Origin of the sequence: Picosynechococcus sp. PCC 8807 (assembly GCF_001693295.1) — a bacterium.
Classification (GTDB): Bacteria; Cyanobacteriota; Cyanobacteriia; order Cyanobacteriales; family MRBY01; genus MRBY01.
Genome location: NZ_CP016483.1, coordinates 2,251,638 through 2,267,419, shown reverse-complemented (window position 1 = coordinate 2,267,419; position 15,782 = coordinate 2,251,638). Strand labels below are relative to the sequence as shown.

Annotated in this window: 14 protein-coding genes; 1 reads left to right on the top strand and 13 read right to left on the bottom strand. The window is 48.7% G+C overall.

Annotated elements, in window-relative coordinates; genetic code table 11:
* Positions 1 to 27: 27 nt before the first annotated feature.
* The 7 genes from AWQ24_RS11050 to psbA all read right to left on the bottom strand — a co-directional run bounded on the left by AWQ24_RS11050 (position 28) and on the right by psbA (position 8,552).
* Positions 28 to 687: a DUF11 domain-containing protein gene (locus AWQ24_RS11050; protein WP_083993524.1), complete on the bottom strand. Its 660-nt coding sequence runs from the start codon at positions 685 to 687 to the stop codon at positions 28 to 30.
* A gap of 6 nt (positions 688 to 693) precedes the next feature.
* The gene (locus AWQ24_RS11045; RefSeq protein WP_083993523.1) at positions 694 to 3,330 is read right to left on the bottom strand and encodes a hypothetical protein; all 2,637 of its coding nucleotides are present in this window, start codon (positions 3,328 to 3,330) and stop codon (positions 694 to 696) included.
* A 564-nt stretch (positions 3,331 to 3,894) separates the two neighbouring features.
* A complete protein-coding gene (locus tag AWQ24_RS11035) occupies positions 3,895 to 4,713 on the bottom strand; it encodes a hypothetical protein (RefSeq protein ID WP_065716830.1) in 819 nt (272 codons plus the stop codon).
* 254 nt (positions 4,714 to 4,967) lie between these two features.
* Positions 4,968 to 5,795 (bottom strand): bifunctional diguanylate cyclase/phosphodiesterase, encoded by an 828-nt coding sequence (locus AWQ24_RS11030; RefSeq protein WP_012307767.1) that lies wholly within the window; start codon positions 5,793 to 5,795, stop codon positions 4,968 to 4,970.
* A gap of 293 nt (positions 5,796 to 6,088) precedes the next feature.
* On the bottom strand, positions 6,089 to 6,577 hold the full coding sequence (locus tag AWQ24_RS11025) for a DUF3122 domain-containing protein (protein WP_065716829.1): 489 nt from the start codon (positions 6,575 to 6,577) through the stop codon (positions 6,089 to 6,091).
* 23 nt (positions 6,578 to 6,600) lie between these two features.
* Complete coding sequence (locus AWQ24_RS11020) at positions 6,601 to 7,248, bottom strand: DUF3365 domain-containing protein (RefSeq protein ID WP_083993522.1); 648 nt, start codon at positions 7,246 to 7,248, stop codon at positions 6,601 to 6,603.
* 221 nt (positions 7,249 to 7,469) lie between these two features.
* Positions 7,470 to 8,552, bottom strand: a complete 1,083-nt coding sequence (psbA, locus tag AWQ24_RS11015) for a photosystem II q(b) protein (RefSeq protein ID WP_030006608.1) — start codon at positions 8,550 to 8,552, stop codon at positions 7,470 to 7,472.
* 200 nt (positions 8,553 to 8,752) lie between these two features.
* Between psbA and AWQ24_RS11010 the strand changes: the two genes are divergently transcribed.
* Positions 8,753 to 9,619: a mechanosensitive ion channel family protein gene (locus AWQ24_RS11010; RefSeq protein ID WP_012307763.1), complete on the top strand. Its 867-nt coding sequence runs from the start codon at positions 8,753 to 8,755 to the stop codon at positions 9,617 to 9,619.
* Here AWQ24_RS11010 and AWQ24_RS11005 read toward each other — a convergent pair.
* The 6 genes from AWQ24_RS11005 to AWQ24_RS10980 form a co-directional block, all read right to left on the bottom strand.
* Positions 9,608 to 10,519, bottom strand: coding sequence for an RluA family pseudouridine synthase (locus AWQ24_RS11005; protein WP_065716828.1), 912 nt, complete (start codon positions 10,517 to 10,519; stop codon positions 9,608 to 9,610). The genes AWQ24_RS11010 and AWQ24_RS11005 overlap by 12 nt on opposite strands.
* A gap of 9 nt (positions 10,520 to 10,528) precedes the next feature.
* Entirely contained in the window at positions 10,529 to 11,476 is a 948-nt protein-coding gene (locus AWQ24_RS11000; protein WP_012307761.1) for a DnaJ C-terminal domain-containing protein, read from the bottom strand.
* A 98-nt stretch (positions 11,477 to 11,574) separates the two neighbouring features.
* Positions 11,575 to 13,833 (bottom strand): molecular chaperone DnaK, encoded by a 2,259-nt coding sequence (gene dnaK, locus AWQ24_RS10995; protein ID WP_065716827.1) that lies wholly within the window; start codon positions 13,831 to 13,833, stop codon positions 11,575 to 11,577.
* 107 nt (positions 13,834 to 13,940) lie between these two features.
* Complete coding sequence (locus tag AWQ24_RS10990; protein WP_041443935.1) at positions 13,941 to 14,765, bottom strand: tetratricopeptide repeat protein; 825 nt, start codon at positions 14,763 to 14,765, stop codon at positions 13,941 to 13,943.
* Between the two features lie 161 nt (positions 14,766 to 14,926).
* Positions 14,927 to 15,499, bottom strand: coding sequence for a Uma2 family endonuclease (locus AWQ24_RS10985; protein WP_065716826.1), 573 nt, complete (start codon positions 15,497 to 15,499; stop codon positions 14,927 to 14,929).
* Positions 15,500 to 15,578: 79 nt separating this feature from the next.
* A complete protein-coding gene (locus AWQ24_RS10980) occupies positions 15,579 to 15,779 on the bottom strand; it encodes a hypothetical protein (RefSeq protein ID WP_012307757.1) in 201 nt (66 codons plus the stop codon).
* Positions 15,780 to 15,782 lie beyond the last annotated feature (3 nt).

Sequence of the window (15,782 nt, the reverse complement as noted above, 5' to 3'; positions counted from 1 at the left end):
AAGTAAAGACCAGTGAATGTTTGACGTTTATTGAACGCGGACTTGGTACTGGCCATTCACGCTAGCCCTTGCAGGGACAGCATTTTGGAAGGTCCAACGCACATGGGTATAGCGTTCCGCTGGGGCCGGGCGCGTTTCCACACGACCATCGGGCAAGGTGACGCGAATCGTCGGGTTGGCACTGTAGGTTTTGCCGCCATCGATGCTGTAAGTGATTGTTGCGCCACCCACAGAGGCCGCTGACCCCATCACATAGACGGTATTGGCGGGCAGATCATCGGTAAGGACGAGACCGGAAATGGGTTGTTCGGTGCGATTGTTGCCGCTGACAGTGTAGCGAATGGTGTCACCGGGTTTGACCCTGGGGGCGGGCCGCATAAAACCACCCTCTAGGCTACGCCAGGCAACTTTTTGTTCACCACGCCAATTTTTTTCGATTACCCGCAGATGGCCAGCTAGCTCAACATCAAGGTTCTGCTGGGTTTGGGCGAGGACAGGCTGGGGAGTCAGAGGAGAAATATGAAGGGGAGCAAAACTCAGAGTAAGAGCGAGACCAACTCCAAAGAAAGGTAGGGAGGAACGTTTCATCGTCAAAAGACCTTTGTCTACTAGCAACATGAAATTTTTACAGCAGCCCCCTGTCCATGCCTCGACGGTAGTAATCGAAGCATGGAAACTTGAGGGCATAAAGAGTTAGTTCAAAACACGACGGAAAATGAAGCTGCCTTGGTAAGTCGAAGCAGTACCCGGTGTCACTGCTGTGTCAGGTGTCAAAGTGCCAACACTATTGACGTAGCGTGTTACCGTCGCTCCATCTGCTGGGTCTAAATTGCCCAGATTAGTCACACCATTGAAATACTGTAGTGTTCCTAGAGTTGCAGAAGTATTCTGTTGGTGAGTCGTTGAGGGAGTCGATAATGGTAAGGCCCAGTTATTCGCAGTTCCAGCACCACCAGCAACAAAGGTTCCAGTTGTGCCATCCTCCGTAATCACCAAATTACTGATGCCGAGAGTGACGTTTCCAGATGAACCTGTAGTAGAGGGTGTTGAGAAATTTACGTAAGAAATACGATACTCAATGAATTGCCCAGGTTCAACATCATTAATTGGGCCAGTTGTCCACGTTTCAATTTCTGTTGTGCCATCCGTATCCAGCACTCGCTGTTCTTTTAATAAGGCGAGGTGGCCAAGGTACAAGCGGTCAATTTTGATGTTGAAAACGTTGTCATTATTTGACGAAGGCGTTGTTGAGAACTCAAATGCGCCAGAATTATTGTTATCGACAAAAGCAACAACTGGAACAGAATAACCGGCACGACTTACACCGTTTGCACTGAAACGATCCGCAGACAATTGGGAACCTGCCGGTAGATCAATGGTGACTGTGTAGTTGATGGAAACTCCAGGACTGATATTGTCAAATTTTAGGGTGTTTGCTGTCCCATCAAAGTTCGGCCCAGTCCCAGAGCTGGCGACATATGTGTAACCAGTGGCATCGTCATAATCATAAGCAGCACTACTGGAACCCACTGTAATCGTTACACGAGTGCCATCAGGAATATCTGTCGCTTCTTGCGCGGGATTTGTGGCTGGAACGGCAGTATTATTCGGGGCAAGGGGAAGTAGACGAACTGTGTCTAGTTCTCCAGCGTTGCTTGATGGGTTCTGGAAGGTATTGTTAAAAACAACTGGTGCCGGATTGAAGGTTTGTCCTGGAGTTGCTGTTTGGGTGCCGCCGCCTTCAATAGCAAGACTAGACTTATTGACAAAGTCATCGTTGTTGTTTGTCGGGCCAACAGCGCCAGGTTGATTTAGCGGGCCGTTTAGGATTGCCCCTGGAGGTGTAATCGCTAAGACATTTGCTTCACCTTCTGGGCCAGTACCTGTGTTGTTGTTGTTGTTATCTGTGTCTTGGTTAGCGGGATCTGCGACACCAGTATCATTTACAGGATCATAGTTCGTCCCGGTGGGATCTGGAGGTGTGTCATCGTCGTTAAAGTTGTTCGGGTTTTGGTCACCAGATTCATCGTAAACAACTTCGTTGTTCGGATCACCAACCGTTTCACCGAAGGCTTGGGCAATGTTGGCGATCGTTCCACCTGCTGTTAGACCACTGGTAACAACTTGGAAACGGAAACCATTCGCATCGCCAGTGGTGGCACTACCAGCTGCAAGAGTTGGGCCAGAAACTGTACTGTCAGCAACATTACTCGGACCAACATAAATCCAACCAATCCGTTCGACTGATGCCAAACTAGCTGGAGCCACTGTTTGCCAGACTGCAGCTGCGGGGGCAGTAGCTGTACTCCCACCAACTGTTCGAGTTGTGGTCGCACTCGTACTATAAACAACTTTCCAGCCTACCGGAGCAGTTGGTGGGGTATTTGTCAGTTCTGTATTTTCAGGAATCGCATCAGAGACGAGAATGCGCTGTACATCGACAGGGTTAGAACCATTAGCCGCAGTAGAAAGCTGAATGGTTGTACCTTCTAGGTTGGTGGGGGTAAAGGAAGAATTGGGAGAACTACTTTCAACCCGAAAATCTAAACGATAGGTAATTGTGTCATCGGTTGTCGCTGGAGTTGCTGGATTATAGGCAGCACGGGTTTTGAGAACTGTCGCTAATGCTAATGGTGTAACAGACTGAGAGGTTGCGCTACTTTGGAGGGCTGCAGCTTCTCTTTGTCCATTAACTGGTGTAGTTGCGGTTGTGAAAACATCATCAACTGTACCATCAGCATCATAGGACTGGTTTTGAGTCCCAGCACTATTATCATTAGGCGGGGTATTACCAAGCTGGATCGCGACAGGCTCACTTGCTCCCAGGCCGGAATTTACAGTGGTGACAACACGAACCTTAACAGAAGCATCAGCTGCAATACCTGTAGCTGTGACGTCAGTTGTAAACGGATTTCCTGAATTACTTTCACCAGTATCATCGAAATCCCCATCATTGTTGAGGTCAACGAGAAAACCAGTAACGCTTAGATTTCCATCGGGGTTTGTGATGGCAGCGAATGGAATCTCGATATTATTTGTCGCGTTTCCTGTATTTGTCAATAAAAAGTCGTAATTGACAATATCATTGGAGTTGATACTACCGCCATTTTCATCAACAATCCCTGCGGGAACGTTAGTTAAACCTGCGACCTCTGCAACGGTAACAGTGACAGTATTAGATTCTGCGTTTAGAGGAACCCCTGGATTTGCAGGATCATTGTAAGTCGCGGTGGCTTTGTTAATGATGTCTGTATCTGCTGCTGTGCCAATTGCGATCGCCTGGGGGATGAGCTGGAATTGACCGGCGGCCATGAGGCCCGCAATCACCAAGGGACTAGCGAGCTTACGGATCGTATTTTTTCTGGGGGTTTTGCACTTTGGCGATCGCCAAACTTGATTGTTCACTTAAAAATTCCTCAAACAAAAATTTGCTAGTAGGGGAGGGAAGAGATGGGTCTTCTCAATTGAGGGGAGCAAAAAGTTGATTGTCAACGCATATAAATAAATAGCGATTTAGTTTTGCTTTGATTTGCTTGGTATAAATTACCCATTAATTGCAGACGAATATCGCTACTTCCATGAAGAGTTAGAGAAGCGATTTAGGTCTTTTGTTGAAGAAATAATGAAGATCTTGGCCTCAGCATCACAAAAACAAAAAAACCTTAAATACTTAACTAAAAAGCCTTTAATCAGATATGAGCGCAGATTTATTCACGAATTTCTCTATGAAATTTTTTTGATCACTGACTTTCCCAAAGAGAAGATTCAGTTTGACTGATTTATTTGGTTTCGCCAGAAAATAACTTAAAAGCGTTGAAGTAAAAAATAAAATTTGATGAAGTTTTTATGTTGTTTCAATATGGTCAAAATGCCGAGGACTAAAGTGAATCTTTTTCACTGTGCTGTGGCAAAAGCCGTGCGGATCACGTCAATGTGATTTTGAATCTCGCCGGACAAAGGTGTAGAAGTTGCTGCATTTGACCAAGCTGCAGCCGAAAAGAATGCTTGCATTACGGGGGTTGCGAGACGAGTATCCGGATCAAAAAACTGAAGTTCGCCTTGGTCGTATTGCGTCCCCTTACGGATTTTTAGACCCTGGGGGTGATTGGCGCTGCTGAGGATAATTTCGCCCCACAAAACTTCAACGATTTGGCGCTTGTCTTGGGTTGTGACGCGAACACAGATCGGTGTCTCTCCACTGGGCTGAATGACGAGTTCTGAATCGGTGGGGATAGCACTGGCAGCGGCGGGCGAAAGCACCATTTGATAGGCAAAGATTTTGAGATGTTGGGTCGGCGATCGCCCCTCAGGGTTTGGGCGAATGCGGAGACCTTCAGCACAGCCCCGTTGCTGACCTTTTTGCCAACTCAGGGTGATGGTGCCCCCTTCAACTACACAGGGAAACCGATATTGGGTCTGTTGGGGGGCGGGGCCAGTTTGTAAAAGCAGTCCGTCATAGGTTTGGCGATCGCCCACCAGGACAAGACGCGCAAAAGAATGGTTATTACCCGGTACAATCAGGCTTTGGCTATGGTTTTCGAGGCGATCGCCCACCTGGGCCGCTTGTTGACGGTGACTACCCTGTTGCATCATTAGGCGATCGCCCGTGAGGGAGACAATTTGACTCGCATCCGGCGGCGCGGCGATCGCCCCAGGCATTAATCCCAAATACAACAGCGAAAAAAATTGGCTAATTGTCCCAAGCTTAAACATTTCCTATTCCCGACGCTCCTAGACATCAACGTAGATCTCTTCCTGGGAAAAAGCATGAAATCATCGCCCAGCACGATTTCAGCCTAATCAAATCATAGTGGGCGTTACCATTTACCGATGCACATTGCCGTGATGTCACCGCTGAATCTATATTCTCTGAAAAATTTTGCTGATCAATTTTGAGTAATCACCATCACACTTAATCGAACAGGTGATCTGCCATGAGGCTTTACAGCAACGGATCTATGTTTAACTCAGGCAGCTAAATAGGCGATCGCCCCAGGCATCAAATGACCACCCGTAATCTGCTGAATTTCGAGTAGAGCTGGCATGAGGGGGCGACTAAAGTAATATCCCTGAACTTCATCACAACAAAACTGCTTGAGCATTGCCAATTCTTCTGGATGTTCGATGCCCTCAGCAACCACCTTAAACCCCAGATCATGGGACATATTAATGAGATTTTTGGTGATCGCCGAATTCACTTTATTACAATGTAAATTTTTAATGAAGCAGCGGTCTAACTTCAGGGTATCCCAGCCAAATAACCTAGTGTAATTAAAAGAAGCATAGCCTGTACCGAAGTCATCAATGGCAATCTTGACACCTAATTTTTGCAGTGATGCTAAAACGGCGCAGATATTTTGAAAATCCTCAATCAAAACTGACTCCGTGATCTCTAGCTCTAGATGTTGGGGCGCAACTTGATGGGAAACCAGGAGATCCTGGAGCCGCTCAAAGAAGTGAGGTGCCGTGACCTGATGTACCGAAATATTAACGGCCATCCGAAAAGTTTGCTGGGACTGTTGATGCCATTTTTTTAACTGTTTTATGGCCCGCTGCAAGACCCAGTCCCCAAGCTCGTGGATCAGACCGGCTTCTTCGGCAATGGGGATAAATACCGTGGGAGAAATCGAACCGAACTGGGGGTGATCCCAACGAAGTAAGGCTTCAAATCCCGTCACCATCGTTGTTTGAGGATTGACTTGGGGCTGGTAAACGACGGTCAACTGATGGCGAGCGATCGCCTGGGCCAGGGCTAATTCTAAAAAACGTCGTTCTTGGGGGAATACAGTTGCCATAGTCAGTTTTTATCCGTCACACCTTTTTGAATCAAGCGTAGGACAACCATATATGTTGTCTAGCAAGGAGAGGTTCGCTGGTGTCGAGCTTTGTCCCCGCTGAAGTTGAAATTTACCACTACTAAGCCAAGGTGACTTCATCAAATGTTTAAGATGCTGTGAATTCTAAGAATTCATAAAGTTCATAAAGACAATATAAAAGGCAAAACCAAGATAAAAAAGTAATCGTCGCTACGAAGTCTCCCCAGACCTCTCCTTTGTCTGGAGTTGTTTACCTGTACGAAAATTTCAGCCTAGGCCATAAGTCGCCACTCCAAGAGAACTGCCGGGGGAATCTCGATGGTCGTCTGTTCCTTGAGGGGCAAGCTAAGTTGGACTTTTTGATCGGTGGGCAACTGGGGCAAAATCTCTTTTAAATCAAATTGACCCACATTGGGCGCAGGGGCTTCGGTGGCAAATTGATCTGGTGCTGTGAGGATCGCTTGATTGGGAGCAGATAAATTCAAAGAACCCGGATGGATAAAAGTCGCCTGGCCGGGGTAGGCCACAAGGCGTAGGTCAACGGTATCAACACGACCATCTTTAACCCGTTTAAACAGCACCACCTGCCAAGTTTGACCGTGATTGTCTTGGATGGATTGGCGAGACTGATAAAGGATTTGTCCAGGGGCTTCTTCCTGTTGGCGGATACTGGCGAAACTGGGTCTTGCCCAAACGCCGCTACTCACCAAGAGAAACAAGCTTAGGCTGAGGAGAATCAATCCTTTTTTAAGAAAAAACATTGGCTGAATCTGGGGTGAGGGGTTTACTCAGGGTTAGTCTGGGCCGCTTCTAGGCTAGGAATAATGACGGAATACAGTCCCCGTAGGTCGCCAGCTTTGAAGTCGTAGGCGAGATCATCTAAATATTTGGCTTTGATGAAATTGGGGCGATTGTCCTTCGGGCCGTGGCAGGCGAGACAACTGCTTTCGACATTAATGCGGCGGTAGTAGTGGAGGCGATCGCCTTGGATTTGGCTATAGCTCAGGAGTTCGGGGTGTTGCGTAAATTTGGCGATCGCCATGGTTTCCTGGAGATTTTGGGGGGCATGGTCTGGATTGCGATATTTTTTAGCCACCTGCTTGACTTGCCAACCATTGTCTTGACTCAGTTGCCTCGCTTTCATCCCCACTGGTTTACAAACTTCCTGCATGGTTTGCGGCGTGATGTCTGCAGTCGGGTCAATGGTTTTGGCCAACTCAGACCGCATTTGGTCAAGATCTTCGATGGCTTGCACCGCACGGGCAAAATCCGGGGGATTGGGGGCTGCTTGCACAGGGACAATGGGCCAAACCAAGGTGGCGATCGCCAAGGCACTAATGAGAATGCCGGTCAGAAAATGTGAAAACTTTCGACCACTGCTCATTTGCACATTGAATTGTTTGTTTTTAAGAATAAAACGCAAAATCTTCATTGTATTTTTCCCACTTTTTATTCAATAGTTTAGTCAATTTCTCAGGAAAAATTCGCTTTTTAGAATTGATAATTAAATCTTCTTAAAATTCAAGAAAAGCCTCTACTTTAATGGCAGAGGCTAAGAGCATTTAGAGTATATTTTTCGTTCAGGATTCAGAGCAAACCAAGATTATTCAAAGCAATCATCATGCCACTGCAATCCCAAATTCAAACTTCCAGTTAGCCATTAATTGCCGGGGCTTGGAGGGCGACAGGCGCTTGATCTCCGGCTGCTAAATCGAGGGGGAAATTATGAACATTGCGTTCATGCATGGCCTCAATCCCCAGATTTGCCCGATTGAGAATATCCGCCCAAGTATTGATCACCCGTCCTTGGGAATCTAACAGAGATTGGTTGAAGTTAAACCCGTTCAAATTAAAGGCAAAACAAGCCACTGCTAAAGAAGCAAACCAGATACCAATCACTGGCCAAGCAGCAAGGAAAAAGTGGAGGGCGCGACTATTATTAAAAGAAGCATATTGGAAGATCAAGCGTCCGAAATAACCATGGGCCGCCACAATATTGTAAGTTTCTTCCTCTTGACCAAAGCGATAGCCACTATTTTGGGACTCCGTTTCTGTGGTCTCCCGAATCAAAGAAGAGGTCACGAGGGAACCGTGCATCGCAGAAAACAACGCACCACCAAAGACACCTGCAACCCCCAGCATATGGAAAGGATGCATCAACACATTATGCTCAGCTTGCAACACGAACATAAAGTTAAAGGTGCCAGAGATGCCCAACGGTAAACCGTCCGAGAAAGATCCTTGGCCAATTGAATAAACCAAGAGTACCGCCGTCGCCGCCGCCACCGGAGCAGAATAGGCAACCGCAATCCACGGACGCATCCCCAAGCGGTAGGACAGTTCCCATTCCCGCCCCATATAGGCAAAGATGCCAAGCAGAAAGTGGAACACAATTAGTTGGTAGGGGCCACCGTTGTAAAGCCACTCAGCCAGATTCGCCGCATCCCAAATGGGGTAAAAGTGCAGACCGATCGCATTAGAACTCGGCACAACGGCGGCGGTAATAATATTGTTGCCATACAGCAAAGAGCCAGAAACCGGTTCGCGAATCCCGTCAATATCAACCGGGGGCGCGGCGACAAATGCCAGGACAAAACAAATCGTTGCGGTCAACAGCGTGGGAATCATTAAAACCCCAAACCAGCCTACATAGAAACGATTTTCTGTGCTGGTGACCCATTGGCAAAAGCGCTCCCAAAGATTGGCAGAGCCTTGCTGTTGTAGAAGTGTAGTCATAATTGCATGTACCAGTTTAAAGTACTGGGGACTAAGCAAATCGCTCAATCGATTTATTGCTTAATCACTTTTTGATTATATAGCATCGTTTTTAAAAAAGACAAGGCTTGCGGAAACTAAAGCTGCAAATAATCTTTTCTGTCCGTTTCTTGAGAGGCGATCGCCCCATTACACTAAAGTCATTGCCACTACGCAGCACCATGTCAACCCTGTTCACCAGCATCGCCAATCGCCTCCAAAACGTTTTTAACCTAGAGGTTATCGGTGACCAAATCGCCCAGGGCCTAATCAACCTCGTCGTTGCCCTCATTACCTTCGCAGTGTTCTACTGCCTTTGGAAGATTGTTGATGTGCCCCTCTATGCGTCCTTCAAAAAATCAAAACTCGATAAAACCTCCGCCAGCTTCTTAAGAACCCTCGTTCGCTACGCCATTTTGACCTTTGGCGCGATCCAAGCCCTCAACGCAGTTGGGATTAACATGGCCGCAATCGTCACCAGCCTGGGACTTGTGGGATTAACGGTCGGTTTTGCTGCCCGGGATGCCCTTTCTAACTTGATTTCTGGACTGCTCATTTTTTGGGATCGGCCCTTTGTGATTGATGACCTCGTGGAAATTAATGGCCTCTATGGTCGCGTCGAAACAATTACCCTAAGGAGCACGCGCATTGTTACCGTTGATGGCCGGATGTTAGCGGTGCCCAATTCTGTCGTGATCAATTCAACGGTAATCTCCTACACCAATTTTCCGCAGTTACGCCTCGATATTGATGTCACCGTCGCTGTCCATGAAAATCTAGAGCGGGTACGACAGATCCTCTTGTCTTTGGTCGATGATCGCAGCATATTTACCGACACACCGCCCGCTAAAGTGGTGGTGACAGCTCTCAATGACTATAATGTGGCACTCCAACTTCAGGTTTGGTTACGCAATGAGCGAACCCATATTCCCGAACGCTTTGCTCTCCGAGAAAAAGTTTTTACCGCTTTAACCGCAGCAGGGATTGATATGCCCTTTGAAACGATCCAGCTCACTCCCCTGGCCGTACAATTGCAATCAGAAATCTAGACAAGACGCCTGAAGCTGCGAGAAAAAATCGATTGGTTTGTCCTGGTGGGGATGTTGAAACTTTAGGTAATAAGCATTAAGAGAATAATCACAATCCCCTGGCAAAGGACTGTGATTAGCATCTTCATAAATAGCCGGTAAGCCCCCTGGAAGATAAAGGCGATCGCCGACCAGGGGAAAGCCCATTGCTGCCATGTGAATCCGAATTTGATGGGGGCGTCCAGTGAAAATTTGCACCTCAACCCGTGAAACTTTTGCTAGACGTTCTAGAACTCGCATTTCACTATGGGCAGATAAACCATCTGCTGTGGCGGCAAAGATTGTCCCCAGGCTAGGATGGCAGATTTTGCCGATGGGCGTGGTGATGGTGATTTGATCAGGATAATCGCCCGCTGGAATGACGGCCCGATAAATTTTTGTGATTTGATGTTCTCGTAATTGGCGTGTTAGGGATTGTCGCCCCAAAGGCGATCTCCCCAGGATCATCAACCCAGAAGTCCCCCGTCCCAAGCGATGAATCGGCACTGGTGTTTCGTCAGGAAATTGCCTTTTGAGTTGCGCTAACAACGTATTTTCTAAAAAATTTCCCGCTGGCAGCACCGGTAAACCCGCTGGTTTATCGATGATCCAAAAATGGGGGTCTTGGTGCAAAATTTGGAAATTTAACGGCACATCTGGCTCTTCCCAAGGGGGACGATGATACTCTAGCCGTTGATTTTTTGCTAAACGTTGTGTGGCAGTGGCTGGTTTGCCGTCTACAAAAATTTGCTGGTTTTCAATCCGTTTCGCCCATTCTTGTCGCGTTGAATGGCGATAAAATTCTGCATAAAAATCCAAGACCGCTAGGCCCGCTTGGGAGGGTTTCACGCGATCCCGGTAGACCCAGCCTTGATTGAGCATTTTACGAATTTACGAATACTGATAAATATTTTTGCGGGGATTAAAACTTTCGACTTCCTGTAATTTTTCGTACAAAGCCCGCTCTTCTTCGGTAATTTCTGGTGGTAAAACAAGCTGGACTTCTACCAGTTGATCGCCACGAGAGCCGGAGCTACGGGGATACCCTTTATTCGCCAACCGTAATCGCTGACCTGGTTTAACCCCCTTGGGCACAGTCATTTTTACTAGGCCGTCAATGGTCGGAATTTCGATGGAACCACCCAAAATAGCTTCGCTAGGACTGAGGGGCACTTGGCAGTAAATATCAGCACCCTGCACTTCAAAGAAAGGATGGGGAGCCACAGTAATTTTGAGATATAAGTTACCGCCATTGATACCCTGATTGCGCAACCGAATGCGCTGGCCATCGACCATGTGGGGCGGCATATCGACTTCAAGCGATCGCCCATCTTCGAGACGAATCCGTTCTCGCCCACCGCGATAGGCTTTTTCCAGGGGCAGGGTGAGACGTGCTTCCACATCCCGTTTGGCAGGGGATTTTGGGGTAGCCACTTTGGTTGTTTTTGTGGTGCCGGGGCGAAAATCTTCGTAGCTATTGCTCCGAACCCGGGCGGTGGTCTGCTGTCGGTCTTTCGGCCCAAAGGGATTGACACTGCCAATATTGGCGAACTGACTAAAATCGTTGCGCTGGGGTCGATTGGTGCGATTAAAACCAGGGCGACTGTATTTTCCCCCCATGGCCCGGGTGAACTGGTCATACTGCGATCGCCGCCCATCATCGGACAGCACTTCGTAGGCCTCGTTGAGATCCTTAAACTTTTCTTCTGCTACCTTATCCCCTGGGTTGACATCCGGATGATAGCGCCGCGCTAACCGTCGAAAGGAGCGCTTAATCTCATCACTAGAGGCATTACGAGGAACGCCTAAAATTTCATAATAGTTACGCAAATTGTTCATATTTAGGCGACAGAGTGAGGAATTCTCTCCTTAGATAATGGCGCACTGTTCCCAGATGTGATGTTTATTATGCCGGAATTACGAAGTAAAACAACTGTCTAGAACCATTCATCGTCCTCGTCCCAATCATTTTCGTAGGGGATATTGCGCCCCTGGCCTTGGCTGTAATACTTGCGGGAGACGTTCCGTTGTTCGTAGGGATCGCGACTGGTGGGTCGCGGTGGTCGAGAAGCGGGCGGTTCCACGGGACGACGGGGGGCAGTACCATTCCCATAGCGGTCATCTAGCGGGCGATCGCCCCCATAATTTTGGCGCGGTTGGGCAGCCCCATAGTCATAATTGCGGGTCGGTTGCGGTCTTTGGGGTGGCCGGGGGGCATAGTCATAGTTGCGTTGGGGTGGTGGCGCATCATAGCCCCGCTGGGGTGGGTAACCAGCCCCTGGTCGGTAGTTAGAACGGGAATCATAGTACAAATCATCCTCATCATCACCGATCAAGGTTTTCTTAATCGTGTCAAAGAAAGAATCATCTTCCCCTTGGTCATACTGGAGGCGTACCTCGCGGTTAAGCTCATACAACGCATCCTGTAAATCCGCCTGGGCGCGATCCAAACGGCGATCATCATTTTGTTTGAGGCTCTCTAAAATTTCCTGGGACAAACTCTCAATGCGGCGACGATAGTAGCTCGCAAACTGACTACCAAAATCAAGGGTGACTTCCTTCAATCTGCGTTGGGCTTGATCCGTTAAAGCTTTGGCCCGGTTGCGCTTTTCAACCTTCTCCCGTCGCTCTCGATCCTCTTGGGCAAATTGCTCTGCATCCCGCATCATCCGGTTCACTTCACTATCTGTCAAGGTGGAGGAACCCTGGATCGTAATACTCTGTTCCCGTCCAGTGGTTTTATCCCGCGCCGACACCTGCAAAATACCGTTTGCATCAATATCAAAGGACACCTGCACCTGGGGAATTCCACGGGGCGCTGGTGGAATTCCCGTTAACTTAAAACGACCGAGGGATTTATTCCCCTGGGCCATTTCCCGTTCCCCCTGAACCACATGAATCTCGACAACGGTTTGGTTATTTTCCCCCGTCGAAAAAATATCTGAACGCCGCACTGGAATTGTCGTATTCCGGGGAATCAGCTTTTTCGTCACACCACCGATGGTTTCTAGCCCTAAGGACAGAGGCGTTACATCCAGGAGCAAAATGTCTTTGACTTCTCCACCGAGGATCCCCGCTTGGATCGCTGCCCCCACTGCCACTACTTCATCGGGGTTGACGTTTTGATTGGGTTCGCGGTCAATGAAACTCCGCACGAGACCCTGCACGAGGGGAATACGGGTAGAACCCCCCACAAGAACTACTTCTCGAATTTGCACAGGGCTAATGCCTGCATCCTGGAGGGCACGTTTAATGGGGCGACGCAAACGACTGATCAATTCTCCACAAAGGCCCTCAAAGGTGGCACGGTCGAGTTGGGTTTCGAGGTGCTTCGGGCCTTCCTCGGTGGCGGTAATAAAGGGAAGATTGATCTCAGTGACCGTGACCCCAGACAGTTCAATTTTGGCTTTCTCGGCGGCTTCGGTGAGTCGTTGGAGGGATTGGCGGTCTTTGCGCAGATCAATATTTTCCGCTTCGAGGAATTTTTCAGCGAGCCAATCAACAATTTTTTTATCGAAATCATTCCCACCAAGCTGGGTATCGCCACTGGTGGCTTTCACTTCAAAAACGCCATCGCCCACTTCTAGGACGGAGACATCGAAGGTCCCGCCGCCCAGGTCAAAGACGAGGATGGAGGAACTGCCTTGTTGTTCTAGGCCATAGGCAAGGGCGGCGGCGGTGGGTTCGTTGATAATTCGCAGGACTTCAAGGCCGGCAATGCGTCCGGCATCACGGGTTGCCTGGCGTTGGGCATCGTTGAAGTAGGCGGGTACGGTGATTACGGCGCCTGTGACGGGTTCACCGAGGTAACGTTCGGCTTCGTCGGCAAGACGACGGATAATTTTGGCAGAAATTTCTTCGGGGGCGAATTCTTGGCGGAGACGGGGACAACGAATTTTGACGGTATCGGTATCGGTGCGGCGAATGGTATAGGGGACTTGTTTGGATTCGGGGGTGAGTTCGCTGTAGCGGCGACCCATGAAACGTTTGACGCCGTAGTAGGTGTTTTGGGGGTTGAGTACGGCTTGACGGCGCGCCATTTGGCCGACGAGGAGTTCGCCATCTTTGTTAAAACCAACGACGGAGGGGGTGGTTCTGGCTCCTTCGGAATTTGCAATGACAAGGGGTTTGCCGCCTTCCATCACTGCAACGACGGAATTTGTGGTTCCTAGATCGATGCCGACTACTCTACCCATGCGTTTTTTGATTCTCCTTGGTGTGGCCCGACAATCTATATATATTAGGTTGCGCCACGATTGTTAACAATATTTGCCCTTTATTTTATCGGAGCGATTGGGGAATTTCAGAGCTGACCTTGGAGGCTTTCGAGAATTTTGAGGGCTTGGGTTTGGTTTGTGGCTTGGTTTTGCTGCTCAAAAAGGGAGACAGCTTGGGTCATATCGGCGATCGCCTGTTCGAGATTATCGAGTTTGTAGTGGGTAATGGCGCGGTTGTAGTAGGCTTCGGCGAATTCAGGATTGCCAGTAATGCTGGCGGTGTAGTCCTGGAGGGCGGCAGTGTGATTTTCAAAACGGTTGTGGGCCAGGGCGCGATTGTAGTAGGCCTTGAAATAGTTGGGCCGGAGGGTCAGGGCTGCGTTGTAGTCGGCGATCGCCTTGGCATGGTAACCGTTGGCGAGTTCGGTTTGGTTGGCGTTGCGGGCCTGGAGTGCGAGATCGTCGTAGGCGTTGCCCCGGTTAATGAAAAAATCTGGATTGTTATTTTTGAGGATAATCGCTTGGTCACAATCGGCGATCGCCTGTTCATAGTTGTCGAGCAAATAGGCAGCGTAACAGCGGTTCCCGTAGGCGTCGGCAAATTCGGGTTTGAGCTGGATCGCCTGGCTATAGTCATCGTAGGCGGCCTGGTATTCCCCCAGGACATGGTAGCTGTAGCCGCGATTGTAGTAGGCGTCGGGGTCGGATTCGTCGAGGTTAATGGCCGCTGAAAATTCGGCGATCGCCCCTTCAAAATTCCCTTGGGTGAGGGCATCGACCCCCGCGTTATACCGTTGGATCGCGTTGGCGGCGTTATTGCTTGTTTCAGGGGCGGTCTGGGACAGTCCGGGGGTGCCGGAGCCGAGGAGAAGGACTGTTCCCAAAAGGATCCAAGGGGTGCTGCTGTTCATGGGAATTTTCGTTCGGGGCTGCGCATAGTTACCTAGTTCCATCTTAGAGGGCTATGACAGCGTTAAGTTCCCGTCCTTAAGACTTTGCATTAGTTTGATGATTGGTGGCGATCGCCTAACTTACCGCATTCCCACATATTTGCCATGGCGAACAAGCAAAATTACAATTCGATGTCTTCGTAAATATCGGCTAGGGCCAGATCGCAGTCGATAGAAACAAGGTGAATCACTTCGTCAATGGCCGTGTATTCCGTGAGGCTCCATTGTTTCGGGCCTTGGCGATGGTAATGCTCCACAAATAGCCGCTCCGGTTCGATGAGCAGATAGTCTTGAAACTCTGGGATAGGGCGATAGTAATGGAACTTTTCGCTGCGGTCATAGTTTTTTGTCGCAGGGGAAAGCACTTCGGCAATGAGGCAGGCATTTAAAACGGTATCTTTTCGCCCCTCCTGCAACACCAAGGGCTTGCCAGTGACCATTACATCGGGATAGGTATAAATTTGCTGGGAGGGAATCCAGAGTCGCTGATCAACGTGAAAAACTCGATAGGGACTTTTTTTGAGCCTTAGTTTTAAAGCAATATATAAATTGCCACTAACTTCATTGTGAATAGGTGTCCCACCAGCCATGGGTTTAATCACTCCTTGGATATATTCGTGGCGATCGCTTGCCTGTTCCTCTTGGGCTAAATAGGCTTCGGGGGAAATGGGTTTTGCCAATGTTTGTGGGGTCATAGTTTTTTCTCACCTGGGGCTTTACCGCTTGCCTTGCCTTCAAGCTAACATAAGTTTTTCGCGCAGATTGCCTTAGCGATTAGGATTTGGTGTTGCTTTGGTCGTCGGGTGATTCCTTTGATTTGAAGACTGTCATGATGCCTTTGTCATAGTTGGAGGCGATCGCCAAAAAAGCGCCCCCCAAAATGTAGAAAGGCAAGGGCACAAAAAATCCTTTGATTAGCTGAAAAATTTGCACTGCGATAAACAGGACGACAACACTCGTTAACCAAACTTGCATTTG

Excerpts from the sequence above, each read along its gene's own strand:
- AWQ24_RS11035 (WP_065716830.1), bottom strand. The coding sequence starts at position 4,713 with ATGTTTAAGCTTGGGACAATTAGCCAATTTTTTTCGCTGTTGTATTTG.
- AWQ24_RS11030 (WP_012307767.1), bottom strand. The coding sequence starts at position 5,795 with ATGGCAACTGTATTCCCCCAAGAACGACGTTTTTTAGAATTAGCCCTG.
- AWQ24_RS11050 (WP_083993524.1), bottom strand. The coding sequence starts at position 687 with ATGCCCTCAAGTTTCCATGCTTCGATTACTACCGTCGAGGCATGGACA.
- AWQ24_RS11020 (WP_083993522.1), bottom strand. The coding sequence starts at position 7,248 with ATGAAGATTTTGCGTTTTATTCTTAAAAACAAACAATTCAATGTGCAA.
- AWQ24_RS10980 (WP_012307757.1), bottom strand. The coding sequence starts at position 15,779 with ATGCAAGTTTGGTTAACGAGTGTTGTCGTCCTGTTTATCGCAGTGCAA.
- psbA (WP_030006608.1), bottom strand. The coding sequence starts at position 8,552 with ATGACTACACTTCTACAACAGCAAGGCTCTGCCAATCTTTGGGAGCGC.
- AWQ24_RS11005 (WP_065716828.1), bottom strand. The coding sequence starts at position 10,519 with ATGCTCAATCAAGGCTGGGTCTACCGGGATCGCGTGAAACCCTCCCAA.
- AWQ24_RS11025 (WP_065716829.1), bottom strand. The coding sequence starts at position 6,577 with ATGTTTTTTCTTAAAAAAGGATTGATTCTCCTCAGCCTAAGCTTGTTT.
- dnaK (WP_065716827.1), bottom strand. The coding sequence starts at position 13,833 with ATGGGTAGAGTAGTCGGCATCGATCTAGGAACCACAAATTCCGTCGTT.
- AWQ24_RS10990 (WP_041443935.1), bottom strand. The coding sequence starts at position 14,765 with ATGAACAGCAGCACCCCTTGGATCCTTTTGGGAACAGTCCTTCTCCTC.
- AWQ24_RS10985 (WP_065716826.1), bottom strand. The coding sequence starts at position 15,499 with ATGACCCCACAAACATTGGCAAAACCCATTTCCCCCGAAGCCTATTTA.
- AWQ24_RS11000 (WP_012307761.1), bottom strand. The coding sequence starts at position 11,476 with ATGAACAATTTGCGTAACTATTATGAAATTTTAGGCGTTCCTCGTAAT.
- AWQ24_RS11010 (WP_012307763.1), top strand. The coding sequence starts at position 8,753 with ATGTCAACCCTGTTCACCAGCATCGCCAATCGCCTCCAAAACGTTTTT.